Source organism: Pseudoduganella sp. R-34 (assembly GCF_049904655.1).
Lineage (GTDB): Bacteria > Pseudomonadota > Gammaproteobacteria > Burkholderiales > Burkholderiaceae_D > Rugamonas.
On sequence record NZ_CP184572.1, the window covers coordinates 1,410,091 to 1,428,312 of the forward strand.

The following is an 18,222-nucleotide window of genomic DNA, read 5'->3' on the forward strand; positions in this document are numbered from 1 at the left end:
AACGTCTCGCGAAAATGCTCATTGAGCAGAAATGAGAGGAGAACCAATGTTTCCAGCTAGTGAATGGGTAGAGCGGCTATGAGCAGTTTTCGCTGACCAGCTCCAACCATGACGACGCTCGGTGCATTCGCTGTCATCTTCGACTCCGCGAATCGAGTTCTGCTCTGCCATCGAACGGACCGTGATTTGTGGAACCTTCCGGGCGGGCGCGTGGGTCCTGGCGAAGCGCCGTGGGAGGCTGTGGTTCGCGAGGTACGCGAGGAAGTGGGGTTGGAAGTACGTGTGGAAAAGCTGCTTGGCGTCTATTCGGTTCCTTCGCGGGACGACCTGGTTTTTAGTTTCAGGTGCCTGCTCGTGAGCGGGGAACTTGGTACTTCTGACGAGGCGGACGATGCGGCATGGTTCGCGTGCAGCGATATTCCCGCAAATACTTCTAGGCGACAGGTCGAGAGAATCCGGGACGCCTTTGAGCATCCGGGTGAATTGCTGTGCCGCGATCAGCCATAATGAACGGGTGAAAATTGTCGGCAAGGACAGCGCCAACGGCGCTCCTTGCCAGAGGGGAATGTCATGCTCAATCGAGTCAACGACGCAATCCGGACGCACTACGCCCGTTCCGATCTAGGGAACGCCATCCTTGCAGCGCTGGAAAAGGCCGGCAAGGACCTGAATCACCTCAAGCCCGAAGAGCTGGCGCCGGTGGACGAATTTCATATCCGCGGCAGGACAGCGACGCTTGAACTTGCGAGGGCGGCTTCGTTGGATGAGTCGAAGCGGGTGCTGGATGTCGGCAGCGGTATCGGCGGCACCTCGCGATGCCTGGCTAAGGAATTTGGCTGCCGCGTCACTGGCATCGACCTGACCGAGGAATACTGCAATGCTGCGGCGCTGCTCAGCGCCAAGGTCGGTCTTGCGGATCTTGTCGACTTCCGCCAGGGTGACGCAACCAGGCTGCCGTTCGATGACGCGTCGTTCGACGTCGTGTGGACCGAACACGTGGCGATGAATATTCCGGACAAAGCCCTGCTGTACCGGGAAATGCACCGGGTTCTCAAGCCGGGTGGCACCCTCGCGATCTACGACATTCTCGCCGGCCCGTCCGGTCCTGTTCTCTTTCCGGTTCCTTGGGCGCGCACACCCGATACCAGTTTCCTGGTGCAACCTGATGAACTGCGCCGGCTGTTGGAGGCAGAGGGCTTCAAGGTGACCCATTGGTCGGACACGACCGATGCGGCGCGCACCTGGTTCGTGGCGCTTGCCGAGAAAATACGTCGTGAAGGGCTGCCGGCAGTTGGTTTCCATATCCTTCTCGGACCTGATTTTCCGGCCATGGCCCAGAATCAGCGACGAAATCTCGAGGAAGGTCGGATTGTTCTCGCTCAAATCATCGCAAGCAAATGAAAACCATGGAGGCATCGTGACAGTCAAACGCATGGACAATGTTGGCATTGTGGTAGAGGACCTGGACGCCGCCATTGCATTTTTCGCCGAGCTTGGCCTCGAACTTGAGGGGCGTGCGCCAGTGCAGGGCGATTGGGCCGATGGCGTCACAGGTCTGCATGGCATGCGTGTCGAGATTGCGATGTTGCGTACGCCGGACGGCCATAGCCGGCTCGAGTTGTCCCGCTTCCTGGCGCCGGCGGTGGTTGCCGATCACCGTGCCGCGCCGGTGAATGCCCTTGGCTACCTGCGCGTGATGTTTGCTGTGGATGACATTGACGATACGCTGGAGCGGCTTGGCAGGCTGGGGGCGACAGTCGTCGGTGAAGTGGTCCAATACGAAAACGTGTACCGGCTCTGCTACATTCGCGGACCGGAAGGAATCCTCATCGGACTGGCCCAGGAGCTTGGCCAGGGGTGAGGCCGGGGCGGGCGGACTGCGTGCTAGAATTTGCAAAAAAATTAACCAGCGCCCACATGTCCCGCCGAAGCAAGTTCCTGCCCTTATTGATCCTTCCCTGCCTCGTCCTCCTTTCTGCCTGCGGCCAGAAGGCTGGTGGCGTATCCGATGAAGATATCAGGGTCTCCAGCCTCGAACCACTGCCAAGCATTGCAAGGTCCATGGTCGGGAAGGAGCGCCAGATCAAGCCGAGCGAGCCGGATTACGTTCCCGAGCCGATAGCGCAGTCGCTCAAGGCTCAAGTTGCGAAATGGCCGAAGGGGGAGAAGATTGCAGAAGCTCTTGGCTATTGTTCCGGCGCGCTGGTTTCCGAGCGCCTTGGCGCGAAGTCGGCCTGCGCAGGTGCTGATTTGATCTCCCCGGAGAGTTCGTGCATCGAAAAGCATGGCTATGGCAGGAAATCCATAGGCCAGACGCTTACCGCCGACCGCCAGGACCTCAATGGCGACGGCATCAAGGATTACATCATCTCCGACCGTTACTACTGCCAAAGCCTGTCCGCAAACGCGGCCAATGTGCACTTCGTGATGCTGTCGAATTCAAAGAAGGACTTCACGCTGGCTTATGCGGACTGGGCGTCGCTAGGCCTTGTCGTGGTGGATGACAAGGTCAAGGGCAGGCTGGTCTTGCTCGAGCAGGCCGTCAGGTCATACGGAACTTTCTCGACCATTTATGAGTTGATTGATTCGAAGTATGTTGCGAAAGCCTGCGTCCTGCGCGACGATGATGGCTACAGTGCCTGCGAAATTGTTGCGCCTCAAAGCAGGTTTAATTGAATTCGCCATGACTTGTCCAGCGCGATCAATTGGCTTGTTGCGCGCGCGGTGCTCTATACTCGCCACGATTTTATAATTCGCGCCGCGTATGGAACACCTGAAATGACCAACATCACTGCTACCCAAGTCCCTCCACGAATCCGTCGAAGGCAAAGCCTGGCGCTGGTGCTGCTGGTGGCGAGCGGGGTCATCAATTACCTGGACCGCGCCACCCTGGCGGTGGCCAACGAGTATATCCGCGCGGACCTCGGCCTGTCGCTGGGCGAAATGGGTTTGCTGCTGTCGGCATTCTCGTGGAGCTACGCCTTGTGCCAGCTTCCGGTCGGCGCACTGGTCGACAAGATCGGTCCGCGCTGGCTGCTTGGGCTGGGGCTGGTGCTGTGGTCGGTGGCCCAGGCAGCCGGCGGGCTGGCCTCGACTTTTGGCTACTTCGTGCTTGCGCGCATTGCGCTCGGGGTCGGGGAGGCGCCGCAATTTCCTTCTGCTGCACGCGTGGTAAGCAATTGGTTCCCGCTGCGCTCGCGTGGGACGCCGACGGGTATCTACAATTCCGCCTCGCCGTTGGGCGTTGCCCTGGCGCCGCTGTTGCTGCCGCCACTGATCGCGGCGACCAGCTGGCATTGGGCGTTTTACGCCACCGGCGCGCTTGGCCTGCTGGCTGCAATCGTCTGGGTGAGCGTCTATCGCGACCCTGTGCGCGAGGAATTGAGCGCGGAGGAGCGCGCCTACCTGGAGGATGGTGAAGCCAGCGAAGCCGCACCCAAAACCAGCTTTGCCGGCTGGCTGGCGCTGTTCCGCCATCGCGTGACGTGGGGCATGATGTTCGGCTTTTTCGGCTCGGTATACCTGAACTGGGTGTACTTGACCTGGCTGCCCGGCTACCTGCGCACCGAGCGCCATATGGACCTGGCGCATGCGGGCTTCGCATCGGCAATACCTTTCCTGTGCGGTTTTGCCGGCGCGCTGATCGCTGGTTGGTCTTCCGACCGCATCGTGCGTTTTGCGAACACCCCGATTTCGGGGCGCCGCAATGCGGTGGTGCTGGCGACGCTGGGCATGGTGATATTCACGATTCCTGCAGCGCTGGTGGAGAGCAATGTCCTGGCGGTGGCGTGCATTTCCATTGTGATCTTCCTTGCCAACGCCTCTTCGGCCTGCGCCTGGTCGCTCGCCACGGTGGCGGCGCCTCGCAGCCGCATCGCTTCGCTCGGCGCGATCCAGAATTTCGGCGGCTTCCTCGGCGGTGCGCTGGCGCCGGTGCTTACCGGGTATATCGCGCAGCAATGGTCCTTTGTACCGGCGCTGCTGGCCGGTGCCGCAATTGCCTTCCTTGGCGCCATGTCGTACCTGTTCCTGGTCGTGCGCCCCATTCCGGAAAACGACGGAGACAGTATTCATGCGTAAGGCTGCTTTCGCTCTGGGTGGGGCGCTGATTGGAATGGTCGCGGTGTCGTGCTGGATTGGCGGCGTCATCGGCTGGCAGCAAAGCGGGCAATGGCCGGCGTGGCTGGCGGTGCCGCTCGGCGTGGGCATGGGACCGGTCTATCTCGCGGCCGACCTGATGACCCTCGCAGATGGCAGGGCGCAGGACATGATCGCTCTGCCGCAATCGCTCCTTGGCGGCCTGGCCGGTGCAATCCTGGGCTTGGCGGCGGCCCGCATTCGCCGCTGAGAGGGCGGCGAGCAATTTTTTGAGAGAATTCGATGCGCTGCGGGCGCGTACAATCTTGCACCCATTCCCGCAAACGCGGCAGCGCTGCACTCAAAATGAAGACTCAATTTTTTACCGCGACAAGCCTTGATGGCTTTATCGCTACCGAAGACGATTCCCTGGACTGGCTGTTCCCGCTTGGCGATATCAATGACAGCAGCTATCCCGAGTTCATCGCCCGGGTTGGCGCCATCGCGATGGGCTCGTCCACCTACGAGTGGATGGTGCGCAATGCCGCAACGGTGGCGGCGGAAACGGGATCGCCTTGGCCCTATACGCAGCCGACATGGGTCTTTTCGTCGCGCACCTTGCCGTCGATTCCCGGCGCCGACCTGCGCTTCGTGAAGGGCGACGTCCGACCGGTGCACGCAGTCATGCGCGAGGCTGCGGGCGACAAGAATATCTGGATCGTGGGCGGCGGCGACCTGGCGGGGCAATTCCATGACGCCGCACTGCTGGACGAATTGATCGTCCAGGTGGGGTCGGTCACGCTGGGGCATGGCAAGCCGCTGTTTCCGCGGCGCCTGACCAACCCGCCGATGTTGCTGCAGTCGGCGCGGCAGATCGGCACCGGCATGGCCGAACTGCGCTACCTGGTCCCGGGACGCTGATCGCATGATTATCCGGCCTTATCAAGCTGCAGACTGGCAAGGCATCTGCGCGGTGCACGATGCCGCGCGCAAGTTCGAACTCGATTCCAGCGGCCTGGCAGATGCATTCCTGACGCTGGAGCAAACCGGCGAGGCAGAGGGGCTGTTCGAGGCGACGCTGCTGGTGGCGGAAATCGCCGGTGAAGTTGCAGGCTTTGCCGGCTTCACGGAAGATGAAGTCACCTGGCTGTACGTCGATCCTGCCCGCTACCGGCAGGGAATCGGCCGTGCGCTGCTCGACGCAGTACTGCGCGAGTCGGGCAGGGCCTTGTCGCTGGATGTACTGGTTGGTAACACGGCCGCCCTGGCCTTGTATCAAAGCGCTGGCTTCAAGATCGTTGACACGATCAGCGGCAAGCTGGCGGGCAACGAGCAGTTCGCCGCGACTGCACATGTACTTCATAACTCAAACTCACTACTGGGGAAATCAATTGCTGGACAGGACTAACTACTTCGTCAAGGAGCACGTCGGCGTGCTCAAGCTTTCGGACGCTTACGACATCATCGACCCCGATACCCAGCAGAACCTGGGCGTGGCACAGGAAAAACTGAGCTTCCTGGTCCATGCGCTGCGCCTGGTGATCGACAAGCGCATCCTGCCGACCAAGGTGGAAATTTCCGAGCAGGCCAACGGCCCTGCGCTGCTCACCATCAAGCGCGGCGTAACCTTCCTGCGTTCCCGCATCGAGATCCTGGACCGTTCGGGCCAGGCGATCGGGTACTTCAAGTCCAAGCTGTTCAGCCTGGGCGGCGGCTTCTTCGTCTACGACATGCGCGACCAGCTGATCGCCGAAGTGAAGGGCGACTGGAAGGGCTGGAACTTCAAGTTCCTCGACGCCAAGGGCAACGAGAAAGGCACCGTCAGCAAGAAGTGGGCTGGCATCGGCAAGGAATTGTTCACCAGCGCCGACAACTACATGATCTCGATCGCGGAGGACTTCAAGGCCAATTCCGGCCTGCTGCTGGCCGCCGGCCTGGCGATCGACATCGTCTACAAGGAGCGTTAAGCGCTAGCCCGGCCGCTGGATCACCTCTGCGGCAGTCCTTCACGACCGGCCGTGCTAGACTTTGGCGAATATTCGAGGAGATTTCTCATGACTATTCGTCAACTTTTGGCGGTGCCGCTGGGCGGCTTGCTGTTGGCAGCGGCGCCTGCGGCCTGGAGCCAGCAGGCCGCGCCGGGGCAGGACAAGCCGGAAGCCCGGCAGCCGGCCAGGGCAACAGTAAAAGGCGAACCTTCCACCGCTGCGCGCAAGGCCACCGGGTTGCAGGAGCCGAAGAAGGATGGCCAGCCTGACCGCCGTGAGAAGGCGATGCAGGTGTCAGGCAGCCTGCAGAAAAAAACCAACGAAACGGCAAGCGCGGCCGCTTCCAACATGAAGTGAGCCCCGGGCTGTCCGGCCTTGATAGAATCATGCCTTGAACCTGTTTTTCGAGCTGGCATGAGCATTCAAACCGACAATTTCACCGAGCAGCGCATCATCGATGCGGCGCCATCTTCGCCCAACGAGGAGGCCATCGAGCGCGCCTTGCGTCCCAAGCATCTCGATGAATATGTCGGGCAGTCCAAGATCCGCGACCAGCTCGAAATCTTCATCTCGGCCGCCCGCAAGCGCAGCGAGGCGCTTGACCATACCTTGCTGTTCGGCCCCCCGGGCCTGGGCAAGACCACGCTGGCCAATATCATTGCGCGCGAAATGGGCGTTAACCTGCGCCAGACATCCGGCCCGGTGCTGGAGCGCCCGGGCGACCTGGCGGCGATCCTGACCAACCTGGAGGCGAATGACGTCCTGTTCATCGACGAGATCCATCGCCTGTCGCCGGTGGTCGAAGAAATCCTGTACCCGGCGCTGGAGGACTACCAGATCGACATCATGATCGGCGAAGGCCCGGCGGCGCGCAGCGTCAAGCTGGACCTGCAGCCTTTCACCCTGGTCGGCGCCACCACCCGCGCCGGCATGCTGACCAACCCGCTGCGCGACCGCTTCGGCATCGTGGCGCGGCTGGAGTTCTACACTACCGAGGAATTGGCAAGGATCGTCGCCCGCAGCGCGGCGCTGCTGAAGGCGAATATCGACGAAGGCGGCGCGCTGGAAATCGCGCGGCGCGCGCGCGGCACGCCGCGCATCGCCAACCGCCTGCTGCGCCGCGTGCGCGACTACGCGGAGGTGAAGGGCAACGGCGACATCACGCGCGAGCTGGCCGATGCGGCGCTGCGCATGCTCGACGTCGACCATGTGGGCTTTGACGTGATGGACCGCAAGCTGCTGGAAGCGGTGCTGTACAAATTCGGCGGTGGCCCGGTCGGCATCGGCAACCTGGCGGCTGCCATCGGCGAGGCCGCGGATACTATCGAGGACGTTTTGGAACCATACCTGATCCAGCAAGGCTTCCTGCAACGCACGCCGCGCGGGCGCGTCGCCACGGCGCAGGCCTACCAGCATTTCGGCGTGACCCCGCCGCGCAGCAACGCCACCGGAGACCTGTGGGATGCGTAAGCTCGCAGCGCTGGGCGCGGCGGCGTTGGCCGCGCAGATCGCATCGGCTGCCATGCCCGTGCAGGGCTACACGATCAAGGCAAGCTACCCGCACGATCCGCAAGCCTTCACCCAGGGCCTGTTCTTCAAGGACGGCTTCCTGTGGGAGAGTACCGGCCAGTATGGCGCGTCCTCCGTGCGCAAGGTGGAACTGGCCACCGGCAAGGTGCTGCAAAAGCGCGACCTGCCGGAGAAGGTGTTCGGCGAAGGCATTGCGCCGCATGGCGACAGCATTGTCGGCATCACCTGGATGAACCAGGCCGGCTACGTGATGGACCAGGGCAGCCTGTCCATCAAGGGCACCTTCAATTACCTGGGCGAAGGCTGGGGCATCACCAGCGACGGCGAGCGCCTCTACATGAGCGACGGCACGCCGGAAATCCGCGTGCTGGACCCGAAAACCTTCGGCGAGCAGCGCCGGATCAAGGTCACGGCCGACGGCCAGCCGCTGGCGCAGATCAATGAGCTGGAGTGGGTCGATGGGCAGATCTATGCCAATGTCTGGCAGACCGACCGCATCGCCCGCATCGACCCGTTCAGCGGCCATGTGCTGGGCTGGATCGACCTGTCCGGGCTGGCCGCTACCGCCAGGGCGGGCAGCGATGCCGACAATGTCCTGAACGGCATCGCCTACGACGCCAAGTCGCACCGCCTGTTCGTGACCGGCAAGCGCTGGCCGAAGCTGTTCGAAATCGTGCTGCGGCCACTAAAAAAATAGTAACTGTCGGTAGGCTTGCCTCATGGGATATTCCGCGCAAGAATAGGGTGAAAACTCAGCCTTGCGGAGGCTTGCCGTGCTCGCACGTTCCAGCAGCTTGTTCTGGAAGCTGTTCCTGCCAATCGCCTTGCTGCTGGCCGGGTGTGGTCTGGTCATTTCGGCATTATTGCCAATCCTGATCAGCGAGAACGCCGAGCGCGACGCTGTCGATTCGGCGCAGGCCACGGTGCGGCAATTCCTCATGCTGCGCAAGTACTACACTGAAAACGTGGCGGCGCGGGTGCTGGCGCAGACCGACATGCAGGTCGACCCGGACTATCGCAGCAAGGAAAACGCGATTCCGCTGCCGGCCACGATGATCCACGAGCTAAGCGACCTGATGCAGGGCGGCGGCACGGTGGTCAAGCTTTACAGCCCCTTTCCTTTCCCGCAGCGGCGCGAGCGCGCCAGCGACCAGTTTGCGCGGGACGCCTGGACCTACCTGCAGAAGACTCCCGACGGCGTCTTCTCCCGCACTGAAACCCTGCACGGCCGCACGACGGTGCGCGTGGCGCTGGCCGACCGCATGAGCGCCGATGCCTGCGTTTCCTGCCATAACAGCCATCCGCAAAGTCCCAAGACCGACTGGAAGCTGGGCGATGTGCGCGGCGTGCTGGAGGTGGATTCCACGCGCGAGGCGGCCAGCGCCACCCGCGTCGTGAGCTGGGTGCTGATCGCATTCGGCTCCGTGCTGGTGCTGATGGCGGCGGCGCTGCGCGTGTTTTACCAGCGTAACGTGGCGCAGCCGCTGCACCGGGCGCTGGACTCGGCGCGCGCGCTGGCCGATTCGCGCGCCGGCCATGTGGCAGCGGTGCAGGCTGTCGCAAGCGGCAATCTCGATCACGGCTTGACGCCGGCGCCGCTGCCGCAGCTGGACCTGGCCGGCGTGGCGCACGATGAGGCGGGCGACCTGCTGCTGTCGGTGGCGGCGCTGGCCGAATCGCAGCGCAGCTTCGACGAGGCCTTCGCCAAAATGACCGAAGCGCTGCGCGCCAGCAAGCTGGCCGACCGTGCGCGCGACTGGCTCAAGTCGAGCCAGAATGAACTCAATATCGTGATGCGCGGCGAGCAGGAGCTGGCGGTGCTCGGGCAGCGCCTCCTGGACTTCCTGGCGGAGCGCCTGGGGGCGCGGGTCGGGGCGCTGTACGTCGATGAAGCAGCGGGGGCGGGCATGTGCCTGCTGGCCGGCTATGGCCTGGCGCAGGAGCGCCATCCGGCACGCATTGCGCCGGGCGAGGGACTGGCGGGGCAGGCGATCCGCGACGGCAAGCGGATACTGGTCGACGCGGCGCCGCCCGGCTACCTGGAGATCGGCTCGGCTCTTGGCAGTGCGGAGCCGTCCTGCGTGCTGGTGCAGCCGCTGCAGCATGGGCGCAATATGGTGGGGGTGATCGAGCTGGGCGCCTTCCGGCACTTCAGCGATAACGAGCTGGCTTTTGTCGACCTGTGCGCGGAGGCGATCGCGATCGGGCTGGAGGTCAACATCACGCGCCATCGCACGCGCTCCTTGCTGGCGGAGACGGCGCAGCAGGCGGAGGAACTGCGGGTGCAGCAGGAGGAGCTCCAGCAAAGCAATGCGGAGCTGGAGGAGCGCGCCGACCTGCTGGAGCGCCAGCGCGAGGAAATCCAGCGCGTCAGCGCTTACAAGAGCGAGTTCATGGCCAATATGTCGCACGAGTTGCGCACGCCCTTGAATTCCATGCTGATCCTGTCGGCGCTGCTGAAGGAAAACAAGGCGAACAACCTGAACGAACGGCAGCTTGAATATGCGGGAACCATCCACAATTCCGGGCGCGACCTGCTAAACCTGATCAACGATATCCTGGACCTGGCCAAGATGGAGTCGGGCAAGGTGGAGCTGAACGTCGAGCCGGTGGAGCTGGCCGGCCTGTGCGACGACCTGCTGGCGCAGTTCCGGCCGCAGGCGGAGCAGAAGGGCCTGGCGCTGCGGATCGAGCGCCTGCCCGGCACGCCGGCAGCCGCAATGATGGATGGGCAGCGCGTGCAGCAGGTACTGCGCAACCTGCTGTCCAATGCGCTCAAGTTCACGCACCAGGGCAGCGTGGCGTTGCGGATCTCCGTTGTGGAAGACCAGTTGTCGTTTGCGGTCAGCGACACGGGCATCGGCGTGCCGGCGGATAAGCAGGTGACGATCTTCGAAGCGTTCCGGCAGGCAGACGGCAGCATCAGCCGACATTATGGCGGCACGGGGCTGGGCCTGTCGATTTCGCTGCAGCTCGCGCGCATCATGGGCGGGGCGCTGCACCTGCACAGCGTCAAGGGAGAGGGAAGCACGTTCACTTTCATGCTGCCGCTGCTGCAGGGCTCCGGCCCGGCAAGCGCCGGACCGGCAGCCGCTGCGCCGCCCGCCGCGGCGCCGGGCGATGGCGTGCGCCGCATCCTGATCGTGGAAGACGATCCATTTTTCGCCAGCCTGCTGGCAGATTTCGTGCGCGCCCGCGGCTACACGCCGCTGGTCGCGCCGGACGGGGAGCAGGGCCTGCAACTGGCACGGCATGAAGCGCCGCATGCCGTGCTGCTGGACGTGATGATGGCGCGCATGGATGGCTGGGAAGTGATGCGCGAGCTGCGCGCCGATCCCCGTACCAGCCACCTGCCGGTGCACTTCATCTCCTGCCTTGACGAAATCCAGCGTGCGCGCGACCTGGGAGCGCTGGGCCTGCTGACCAAGCCGGCCAGTCCCGAACAGCTGTCGCAAGTATTCGAGACCATCGAGCAGGCCTGGGCCGGTGCGCTGAAGCGCGTGCTGGTGGTGGAAGACGACGAAAGCCAGTCAAGCAGCCTCGCCGCCCTGCTGGCGGGGCGCCACGTGGAAGTCGTGCGCTGCCTGTCCGGGCATGAAGCCATCGAGCTGCTGGCGCGAGGCCACTTCGACTGCATGGTACTGGACCTTGGCCTGCAAGACATGTCCGGCTACCAGGTGCTGGAGGCGATGCAGGCCACGCCCGGCCTGCGCCACTTGCCGGTGGTAATTCACTCCGGCCAGGACCTGACGCGCGAACAGCTGCGCATGCTGAACCGCTACGCGCGCAGCGTGATCATCAAGGGCACGCACAGTCCCGAACGGCTGCTCAGCGAAGTGCAGTTGTTCCTGCACAGCGTGGAGCAGGGCGGCCATGCCACGCGGCAGGAGGCCCTGGCCCTGGCCGGCAGCAGGGTGCTGGTGGTGGACGACGACATGCGCAACCTGTTCTCCCTGGCCAGCCTGCTCGGCGACCGCGGGGTGGAAGTGCTGGAAGCGGAAAATGGCCAGGAAGCGCTCGACAGGCTGGCGTCGGAAGGAAGGGTGGACGCTGTGCTGATGGATATAATGATGCCGCAGATGGATGGTTACGAAGCGATGCGGCGCATCCGCGCCGATGCCCGCTTCAGGGATTTGCCCATCATCGCGATGACCGCCAAGGCGATGCCGGGCGATCACCAGCATTGCCTGGAGGCGGGAGCCAGCGATTACCTCGCCAAGCCGATCGATACCGCGCAGCTTTTGTCGCTGCTGCGGGTCTGGATTAGACGCTAGGGGAGCGCATGGAACTGAACATCCCGGTGCTGCTGGTCGACGACCGACAGGAGAACCTGACAGCGCTGGAAGCATTACTGGAAGAGATGCCGCTGTCCCTGCACCTGGTGAAAGCCATGTCCGGCAACGAAGCGCTGCGCCAATCCCTCCGGCACGATTTTGCCGTGGTGCTGCTGGACGTGCAGATGCCGGAGATGGATGGCCTGGAAACGGCCGAACTGCTGCGCGCCAACCCCCGCACGCGCCACCTGCCCATCATCTTTGTTACCGCCGGCCTGCATGACCGCGTGCGCCAGTTCAAGGGTTATGAAATGGGCGCGGTGGATTTCCTCAACAAGCCGATCGAGCCGGCCGTGCTGCGCAACAAGGTGGCCGTGCTGTGCGAGCTGTATGCGAAGGTGCAGGAGCGCACGCAAGCCCTGCACGAATCGGAGCGGCGCCTGCGCATGGTGATCGACAGCGCCTGCGAAGCCTTCATCGGCACCGACAGCCAGGGCATGGTCACCGACTGGAATCATGCGGCGGAAGACCTGTTCGGGTGGCGCCGCCATGAAATGCTGGGCCAGCCCGCCGGCAAGGTGCTGTTGCCGGCGCAGGGTTGCAGCCAGCGCGCACGCCACCGCACCGGGCGCGAGTTCGACGTCGAGGTGTCGCAATGGCAGGTGCCGCAATCGCAGCCGCCCGTCTTTGCGGCGCTGGTGCGCGACATCACGCAGCGCAAGAAGGCGGAGGAAGCGCGCAGCTGCGAGCTGCGCCTGGCCCTGCAGCAGATCGTCGAGCAGGAAAAGATGGTGGCGCTGGGCAGCATCGTGGCCGGCGTGGCGCATGAATTGAATACGCCGGTCGGCAACCTGGTGCTGCTGGCATCGACCCTGCGCGACCGCGTGGATGAACTGGCCGGCAATGCCCTGGCGGGCAAGCTGACGCGTTCCTGCCTGGTGCAGTCGGCCGGCGATTGCCGCGAGGCGAGCGAGGTGCTGATCCGCAGCGCCGACCGCGCGCGCGAATTGATCGAGAGTTTCAAGAACGTGGCGGTGGACCAGACCAGCCAGCGCCGCCGCCGATTCGACCTGCATACCTGCCTGCACGATATCCTGGTCACGCTGGGACGCATGATGCGGCAGGCGAATGTCACTGTGGAGCTGCAAGTGGCGCCCGGGGTGCTGATGGATTCCTACCCTGGACACCTGGAGCAGATCCTGAACAACCTGATCGTCAACTCCATCCTGCACGGTTTCGAGGGGCGCGGCTGCGGCAAGGTGTCGATCGCCGCCAGCGTAGCGGGCGACCATGTGCGGCTGGTCTACAGCGACGACGGCGTCGGCATCGCGCCTGAGCTGCAACAGAAAATCTTCGAGCCCTTCTTCTCCACCAAGGTCGGCGCCGGCGGTTCCGGCCTCGGCATGTACATCGTGAACAACCTGGTATGCGGTGCGTTGCAAGGCAGCGTAAGCCTGACCAGTGCGCCGGGCCAGGGCGTGCGCTTCGAATTCCGGCTGCCGCTGACGGCCGGCTAGTCCAGCCCTCGCGCCATGACCGGCAGCAGGGCGCCAGTCACGGCGGCCGAAGCGTCGGACAGCAGGAACAGCACCACCTCGGCTAGCGCTGCCGGAGCGACCCAGCGGCTGGTGTCGGCGTCCGGCATGGCCGCGCGGTTGGCCGGCGTGTCGATGATGCCGGGCAGGATGGCGTTGACCGTAACGCCGCGTGCGAGCAATTCTTCGGCCATGGCTTCGGTCAGGCGGGCCACGCCGGATTTGGCGGCGGCGTAGGCGCCCATGCCGGCCTGGGCGCGGCCGGCGGCCATGGCGCCGATATTGACGATGCGGCCGCGTCCCTGGCGCAGGAGGTGCGGCAGCGCTGCCTGCGATGCCAGCAGGGTGGTGCGCACGTTCATGGCGTACATGCGGTCCCAGGTTGCGATGTCGCCGTGCTCCACGGATTCCCAGGCAAAGCCGCCCGCCACGTTGACGATGCCATCGAGGCCGCCGAAGCGCTCGGCTACGCCGTCGATGCAGCGCCGGGCCGCGTGCGGGTCGCACAGGTCCGCGCCACCGCAGGCCAGTGCGCCAGCGGGCAGGCCGGCGGCGGCGGGCGCCTGGTCGACCAGTGCCGCCTGCGCGCCGCTTGCCAGCAGGGCGTCGCCGATGGCGCGGCCGAGGGCGCCGAAGCCGCCTGTCACGACGTATCGGGCCTTATTCATCGCTATAAATCTTTCCCCCGAATTTCAGGGCGCTGTACTCGCGCTTCGACTGCAGCAGCGGGTAGAACATCTGCCTGTCCCAGCGCTCGGCGCCGAAAAGCTGGTCGTCGCGCAGCCCGTATTGGGCCGGATAGCGGCGCGTGATGTGGGCGGTGCCGAACAGCACGTCCCAGAAGAACAGCAGGTTGCCGAAGTTGCCCTTGTAATGGCCGATGCCGTCGGCGTTGGTGATGGCGTGGTGGGCGCGGTGGGTGGCCGGGGTGGAGATGGTGCGCTCCACTACCCACATCAACGGACGCAGCGCGCGCACCTTGTACAGCGGTTCATCCCAGGCCCAGGCGCAGTGGGCGCCGAGGATGACCGCCTGCTTGACCACGACGTAGGCGAAATACATCCAGCCGCAGCCCAGGTAGACCATGGCGCCGGCAAACCAGATGCCCGGCATCATCAGGTAGTAGAAGAAGTTGTTGCGGTAGGCGATGCGGATGCTCATGTAAGAGGCCGAGTGGTGGGCGCGGTGCAGGGGCCACAGCAACGGCGAGTGCGAGATGCGGTGCCACCAGTACTGCGTCATGTCGTCGCCCACCAGCAGCAGGCCGGCCCAGGCCCACCAGGGCAGGCCGGCCCAGGCATCGCGCATGCCGGGCGCCAGCCACTGGCCCAGCGCGCTGGTGGCGAAGAGGATCAACGGCTGGGTAATCAGCAACAGGCTGACTGTCATGCCTACTTCGAGCGCTGTATCATTGGCGCTGGCGTGCACCGTGTCGCGGTAGCGGCGGCTGGCGAATTCCGCCAGGGCGAGGCCCGTGATCACCAGTGCGAGCAGCGTGTACATCATGGTGTTGTCCATATGGCTGGTCTCCTTTGGCAACCATGATGCAGGGCTGCGCCGGCGAAGATTGTTCAATTCCGGGCAATTCAGGATTTTTTTGCATGCAGATATTCTTCAACAACCCCTGGTTCGCGCGATTGCCGGCGGCGCAGGCCAGCGCCTTGCTGGCGGTGACGCGCGGCGTGCGCCTGGTGCAAGGCGAGGTGCTCTACCTGCAGGGTGAGCGGACGTCCGGGGCGCAGGATGGGCTGTGGGGCGTGGTGCGCGGCGCGGTCCGGCTGTCGGTCATGCATGCGGACGGCAACGAGGCGATCGTGACCCTGGCTGAAGCGGGCAACTGGTTCGGCGAAACGGCCCTCCTGGCGGACTTGCCGCGCAGCGCCACGGCAACAGCGCAGGAGGACACGGAACTGCTGGCGGTCAGCGCGGAGCGTTTTGCGGCCTTGATGCAGGACGTGGTGTTTGCCAACGCCATGGCCCGGCTGGAGGCGGAGCGGCTGCACGCCGCTTTCGGCCTGATCGCCGACATGGCGATGCACAGCACCCGCACCCGCCTGGCGCGGCGCCTGCTGATGATGGCGCATGGCGAGCTGACCCAGGCTGCCAGCGCGCGCACCACCATCGCCGCTTCACAGGACCAGATCGCGATGATGCTCGGCGTCGGGCGCACCACCCTGAACAAGGAATTGCAGGCGCTGGCCGGCTGCGGCGCGATCGGGCTGCGCTACGGCCAGATCGAGCTGCGCGACTTGGAAGCGCTGCGCGCGGCTGCGGCCTGAGGCTGCGCCAGCGGGGCCGCGCCGGCGGGTTACTGGCGCGGCATTTCCGTGCCGGCCAGTTGCGCCAGGATTTCCCGCGCCGCCTGCAGCACGCGCTGGGCGCCGGGCGAGAGGGTGCGCCCGCGCAGGCGGATGGTGGCAATGTCGGCCCACAGCGGCGGCAGCGGCACCTGGACCTGTTCCAGCCGGCCTTCCGCGGCCGCCTCGGCCAGCGCCGCATGGCTGGAGATCAGCAGCAGATCGCTTTCGGCCACCACGTCGACCAGGGTATGCACGCTGTCGCAACTGAGCATGATGGGCAGGTCGCGCCCCGGCGGCAGGCGGAACAGCTTGTTCATCTGCGTCATCAGCACTTCGGGAATGGTGGGCGCCGCCATGCCATAGGGCAGCAGCTCGGGCGGGGTGACGTCGTCGCGCCCCAGCAGCGGGTGGCCGGGGCGGCAGTAGATGCCGCCGTACTGGCGGCATTCGTGGGTAATGATCAGGTCTTCGGCCGGCTCGATCAGGCGCACGTCGGACATGAAGAATTCCATTTCCTCGCCGCGCAGGTGGTCCAGCAGATAGGTCGAGGTGTTGATGGTGACCGACAGGCTGATGCCTGGCTGGTCGGCGCGCACCTGGCGCAGCATGCGCGGCAGCAGGGCGCCCGAGTGCAGGGGGCCGATGCCGAAGGCCACATGGCCGCTGTCGCCATTTCGCAACAACGATAAATCGTGTTCCATGTTGCGTACATCAAACAACAAGCGGCGCGCGTGGTTGAAGAAGGCGGCGCCGGCCACCGTCACCGCCACGTTGCGGTTGCCGCGGTCGAACAGCAGGAATCCCAGTTCGTCCTCCAGGGTCTGCACGGCGCGCGACAGGGCGGGCTGGCTGATGCTGATCTTCTCGGCGGCCCGCACGAAATTGCCTTCGTCGGCCACCGCCAGGGCGTAGCGCAAGCGCTTGAAATCCATGGAAAACTCCTAGTATGCGGAATATGCATTGTGCGGATAAATACAATGCATTGGACGAATAGTAGTGTCAAACACATACTCGTTTCAAGACAGCGTTAAATAAAACGCGGCGCAACTGGAGACACTGTGATGAAAGTTCAGGAATTCGACCCTGCCGTCGTAGGACGCGGCTCGCCATCGCTGCTGGACAGGCTGGAAGTGCAGCGCGCGGCCTTCAATGCCGACATGGTGCCGCCGGCCGCCATCCGGCGCGAGCGGCTTGACCGCCTGCAGGCGCTGGTGGCCGACAACGAAGCGGCCATCCTGGAAGCGATCGATGCCGACTTTGGCGGGCGCGCGCGGCAGGAAATGGTGCTGACGGAGCTGTTCGTCGTGCTGTCGGCCATCCGCCAGCAGCGCCGCAAGCTGGGGCGCTGGATGCGGCCGCGCCGCGTGGCGACGCCGCTGCACATGCTGCCCGGCTCGAGCCGGATCATGCCGCAGCCGCTGGGTGTGATCGGCAATATCGTGCCGTGGAACTACCCCTGCCAACTGGCGCTGGTGCCGGCGGCTGCCGCCCTGGCGGCGGGCAATCGCGTGATGATCAAACCCAGCGAGCTGACGCCGGCCTTTTCGCGCCTGCTGGCGCAACTGGCGGCGCGTTATTTCACCCCGGCCGAGCTGGCCGTGGTCGAAGGCGGCGTTGAGGTCAGCCGCGATTTTGCGGCGCTGCCGTTCGACCATCTCATTTTTACCGGCTCCACCGCGGTAGGACGCCAGGTCGCTGTCGCCGCGGCGCACAACCTGACACCGGTGACGCTGGAACTGGGCGGCAAGTCGCCCGCCATCATCGACGAAAGCTGCGACCTGGCGCAGGCTGCGCCGCGCCTGGCTTTCGGCAAATTGTTCAACGCCGGCCAGACTTGCGTGGCGCCCGACTACGCGCTGGTGCCGCGCGCGCGCGTGGACGAATTCGTGCGCGAACTGAGCGCGGCGGCGGCGGCGATGTACCCGCAGTTTGCCGGCAACGAGCAGTACACCAGCATCATCAGCGAGCGTCATTTCCAGCGGCTGGAGAAGCTGGTGCGCGAGGCGGAAGAGCAGGGCGCGCGCGTGCTGCGGCTGGGCGGTACCGAAGCGGGGCAAGCGGGCGAGCGGCGCATGGCGCCAGTGCTGCTGCTGGACGTCACGTCCGAGATGGCGGTCATGCGCGAAGAGATCTTCGGCCCGCTGCTGCCGGTGCTGCCCTACGACACGCTGCAGCAAGCCATCGCCTTCATCAACCAGCGCGAGCGCCCGCTGGCGCTGTACTGGTTCGGCAAGGAGCGCCGCAACTGCACCAAGGTGCTGCGCTCGACCATCTCGGGCGGGGTCACCGTCAACGACGCGCTGTGGCATGCGGCGCAGGAAAACCTGCCGTTCGGCGGCGTCGGCGCCAGCGGCACGGGCGCCTATCACGGCGAGCATGGCTTCCTCGCGTTCTCCAAGCAGAAGCCGATCTACCGGCAGGCGCGCCTGAACGGCTTCGGCCTGTTCCGCCCTCCGTATGGCCGCGTCTTCGACACGCTGGCCGGTTTCCTGAAACGCCATATGTAATGGATTAGCGT

General features: G+C 64.6%; 19 protein-coding genes. 16 read left to right on the forward strand and 3 right to left on the reverse strand.

All coding sequences use genetic code 11. The features are described 5' to 3' along the window. Positions 1–108 precede the first annotated feature (108 nt). The 14 genes from ACN9MW_RS06595 (at position 109) to ACN9MW_RS06660 (ending at position 13,386) form a co-directional block, all read left to right on the forward strand. Positions 109–507, forward strand: coding sequence for an NUDIX hydrolase (locus ACN9MW_RS06595; RefSeq protein WP_426168871.1), 399 nt, complete (start codon positions 109–111; stop codon positions 505–507). Between the two features lie 63 nt (positions 508–570). After that, on the forward strand, positions 571–1,401 hold the full coding sequence (locus ACN9MW_RS06600; RefSeq protein WP_426168873.1) for a class I SAM-dependent methyltransferase: 831 nt from the start codon (positions 571–573) through the stop codon (positions 1,399–1,401). Between the two features lie 16 nt (positions 1,402–1,417). Further along, complete coding sequence (locus ACN9MW_RS06605) at positions 1,418–1,861, forward strand: VOC family protein (protein ID WP_426172129.1); 444 nt, start codon at positions 1,418–1,420, stop codon at positions 1,859–1,861. A 56-nt stretch (positions 1,862–1,917) separates the two neighbouring features. Next, a complete protein-coding gene (locus ACN9MW_RS06610; protein WP_426168876.1) occupies positions 1,918–2,676 on the forward strand; it encodes a hypothetical protein in 759 nt (252 codons plus the stop codon). Between the two features lie 102 nt (positions 2,677–2,778). Further along, the gene (locus ACN9MW_RS06615; RefSeq protein ID WP_426168878.1) at positions 2,779–4,080 is read left to right on the forward strand and encodes an MFS transporter; all 1,302 of its coding nucleotides are present in this window, start codon (positions 2,779–2,781) and stop codon (positions 4,078–4,080) included. Next, positions 4,073–4,348, forward strand: coding sequence for a hypothetical protein (locus ACN9MW_RS06620; RefSeq protein ID WP_426168880.1), 276 nt, complete (start codon positions 4,073–4,075; stop codon positions 4,346–4,348). The genes ACN9MW_RS06615 and ACN9MW_RS06620 overlap by 8 nt, the downstream gene beginning before the upstream one ends. A gap of 95 nt (positions 4,349–4,443) precedes the next feature. Next, positions 4,444–4,998: a dihydrofolate reductase family protein gene (locus tag ACN9MW_RS06625; RefSeq protein ID WP_426168883.1), complete on the forward strand. Its 555-nt coding sequence runs from the start codon at positions 4,444–4,446 to the stop codon at positions 4,996–4,998. Positions 4,999–5,002: 4 nt separating this feature from the next. Further along, the gene (locus tag ACN9MW_RS06630) at positions 5,003–5,485 is read left to right on the forward strand and encodes a GNAT family N-acetyltransferase (protein WP_426168886.1); all 483 of its coding nucleotides are present in this window, start codon (positions 5,003–5,005) and stop codon (positions 5,483–5,485) included. Next, complete coding sequence (locus ACN9MW_RS06635) at positions 5,469–6,044, forward strand: phospholipid scramblase-related protein (RefSeq protein WP_426168888.1); 576 nt, start codon at positions 5,469–5,471, stop codon at positions 6,042–6,044. The genes ACN9MW_RS06630 and ACN9MW_RS06635 overlap by 17 nt, the downstream gene beginning before the upstream one ends. Positions 6,045–6,131: 87 nt before the next feature. After that, positions 6,132–6,422, forward strand: coding sequence for a hypothetical protein (locus tag ACN9MW_RS06640; RefSeq protein ID WP_426168890.1), 291 nt, complete (start codon positions 6,132–6,134; stop codon positions 6,420–6,422). A 57-nt stretch (positions 6,423–6,479) separates the two neighbouring features. Beyond that, the gene (ruvB, locus tag ACN9MW_RS06645; protein WP_426168893.1) at positions 6,480–7,535 is read left to right on the forward strand and encodes a Holliday junction branch migration DNA helicase RuvB; all 1,056 of its coding nucleotides are present in this window, start codon (positions 6,480–6,482) and stop codon (positions 7,533–7,535) included. Then, positions 7,528–8,292, forward strand: a complete 765-nt coding sequence (locus tag ACN9MW_RS06650) for a glutaminyl-peptide cyclotransferase (RefSeq protein ID WP_426168896.1) — start codon at positions 7,528–7,530, stop codon at positions 8,290–8,292. Before ruvB ends, ACN9MW_RS06650 begins: the two co-directional genes overlap by 8 nt. A gap of 76 nt (positions 8,293–8,368) precedes the next feature. Further along, positions 8,369–11,869, forward strand: coding sequence for a response regulator (locus ACN9MW_RS06655; protein WP_426168898.1), 3,501 nt, complete (start codon positions 8,369–8,371; stop codon positions 11,867–11,869). A gap of 8 nt (positions 11,870–11,877) precedes the next feature. Then, the gene (locus tag ACN9MW_RS06660; protein ID WP_426168901.1) at positions 11,878–13,386 is read left to right on the forward strand and encodes an ATP-binding protein; all 1,509 of its coding nucleotides are present in this window, start codon (positions 11,878–11,880) and stop codon (positions 13,384–13,386) included. On the opposite strand, the gene ACN9MW_RS06665 is transcribed toward ACN9MW_RS06660, so the two are convergent. Next, positions 13,383–14,072, reverse strand: coding sequence for an SDR family NAD(P)-dependent oxidoreductase (locus tag ACN9MW_RS06665; RefSeq protein ID WP_426168904.1), 690 nt, complete (start codon positions 14,070–14,072; stop codon positions 13,383–13,385). The two genes, ACN9MW_RS06660 and ACN9MW_RS06665, sit on opposite strands and share 4 nt — an antisense overlap. Next, positions 14,065–14,922 (reverse strand): sterol desaturase family protein, encoded by an 858-nt coding sequence (locus ACN9MW_RS06670; RefSeq protein WP_426168907.1) that lies wholly within the window; start codon positions 14,920–14,922, stop codon positions 14,065–14,067. The genes ACN9MW_RS06665 and ACN9MW_RS06670 overlap by 8 nt, the downstream gene beginning before the upstream one ends. Before the next feature lie 83 nt (positions 14,923–15,005). Between ACN9MW_RS06670 and ACN9MW_RS06675 the strand changes: the two genes are divergently transcribed. After that, entirely contained in the window at positions 15,006–15,683 is a 678-nt protein-coding gene (locus tag ACN9MW_RS06675; protein WP_426168910.1) for a Crp/Fnr family transcriptional regulator, read from the forward strand. A gap of 29 nt (positions 15,684–15,712) precedes the next feature. Here the strand turns inward: ACN9MW_RS06675 and ACN9MW_RS06680 are convergent, their stop codons facing one another. Further along, on the reverse strand, positions 15,713–16,636 hold the full coding sequence (locus tag ACN9MW_RS06680) for a LysR family transcriptional regulator (protein WP_426168913.1): 924 nt from the start codon (positions 16,634–16,636) through the stop codon (positions 15,713–15,715). A 129-nt stretch (positions 16,637–16,765) separates the two neighbouring features. On the opposite strand from ACN9MW_RS06680, the gene ACN9MW_RS06685 reads away from it, so the two are divergent. After that, positions 16,766–18,211, forward strand: a complete 1,446-nt coding sequence (locus ACN9MW_RS06685) for a coniferyl aldehyde dehydrogenase (RefSeq protein ID WP_426168915.1) — start codon at positions 16,766–16,768, stop codon at positions 18,209–18,211. Positions 18,212–18,222 lie beyond the last annotated feature (11 nt).

What these genes read in the sequence shown, in the direction of transcription:
- ruvB (WP_426168893.1), top strand. Translation starts at nt 6,480, where the DNA reads ATGAGCATTCAAACCGACAATTTCACCGAGCAGCGCATCATCGATGCG.
- ACN9MW_RS06680 (WP_426168913.1), bottom strand. Translation starts at nt 16,636, where the DNA reads ATGGATTTCAAGCGCTTGCGCTACGCCCTGGCGGTGGCCGACGAAGGC.
- ACN9MW_RS06595 (WP_426168871.1), top strand. Translation starts at nt 109, where the DNA reads ATGACGACGCTCGGTGCATTCGCTGTCATCTTCGACTCCGCGAATCGA.
- ACN9MW_RS06625 (WP_426168883.1), top strand. Translation starts at nt 4,444, where the DNA reads ATGAAGACTCAATTTTTTACCGCGACAAGCCTTGATGGCTTTATCGCT.
- ACN9MW_RS06675 (WP_426168910.1), top strand. Translation starts at nt 15,006, where the DNA reads ATGCAGATATTCTTCAACAACCCCTGGTTCGCGCGATTGCCGGCGGCG.
- ACN9MW_RS06615 (WP_426168878.1), top strand. Translation starts at nt 2,779, where the DNA reads ATGACCAACATCACTGCTACCCAAGTCCCTCCACGAATCCGTCGAAGG.
- ACN9MW_RS06665 (WP_426168904.1), bottom strand. Translation starts at nt 14,072, where the DNA reads ATGAATAAGGCCCGATACGTCGTGACAGGCGGCTTCGGCGCCCTCGGC.
- ACN9MW_RS06610 (WP_426168876.1), top strand. Translation starts at nt 1,918, where the DNA reads ATGTCCCGCCGAAGCAAGTTCCTGCCCTTATTGATCCTTCCCTGCCTC.
- ACN9MW_RS06600 (WP_426168873.1), top strand. Translation starts at nt 571, where the DNA reads ATGCTCAATCGAGTCAACGACGCAATCCGGACGCACTACGCCCGTTCC.
- ACN9MW_RS06640 (WP_426168890.1), top strand. Translation starts at nt 6,132, where the DNA reads ATGACTATTCGTCAACTTTTGGCGGTGCCGCTGGGCGGCTTGCTGTTG.
- ACN9MW_RS06650 (WP_426168896.1), top strand. Translation starts at nt 7,528, where the DNA reads ATGCGTAAGCTCGCAGCGCTGGGCGCGGCGGCGTTGGCCGCGCAGATC.
- ACN9MW_RS06685 (WP_426168915.1), top strand. Translation starts at nt 16,766, where the DNA reads ATGAAAGTTCAGGAATTCGACCCTGCCGTCGTAGGACGCGGCTCGCCA.
- ACN9MW_RS06660 (WP_426168901.1), top strand. Translation starts at nt 11,878, where the DNA reads ATGGAACTGAACATCCCGGTGCTGCTGGTCGACGACCGACAGGAGAAC.
- ACN9MW_RS06670 (WP_426168907.1), bottom strand. Translation starts at nt 14,922, where the DNA reads ATGGACAACACCATGATGTACACGCTGCTCGCACTGGTGATCACGGGC.
- ACN9MW_RS06620 (WP_426168880.1), top strand. Translation starts at nt 4,073, where the DNA reads ATGCGTAAGGCTGCTTTCGCTCTGGGTGGGGCGCTGATTGGAATGGTC.
- ACN9MW_RS06630 (WP_426168886.1), top strand. Translation starts at nt 5,003, where the DNA reads ATGATTATCCGGCCTTATCAAGCTGCAGACTGGCAAGGCATCTGCGCG.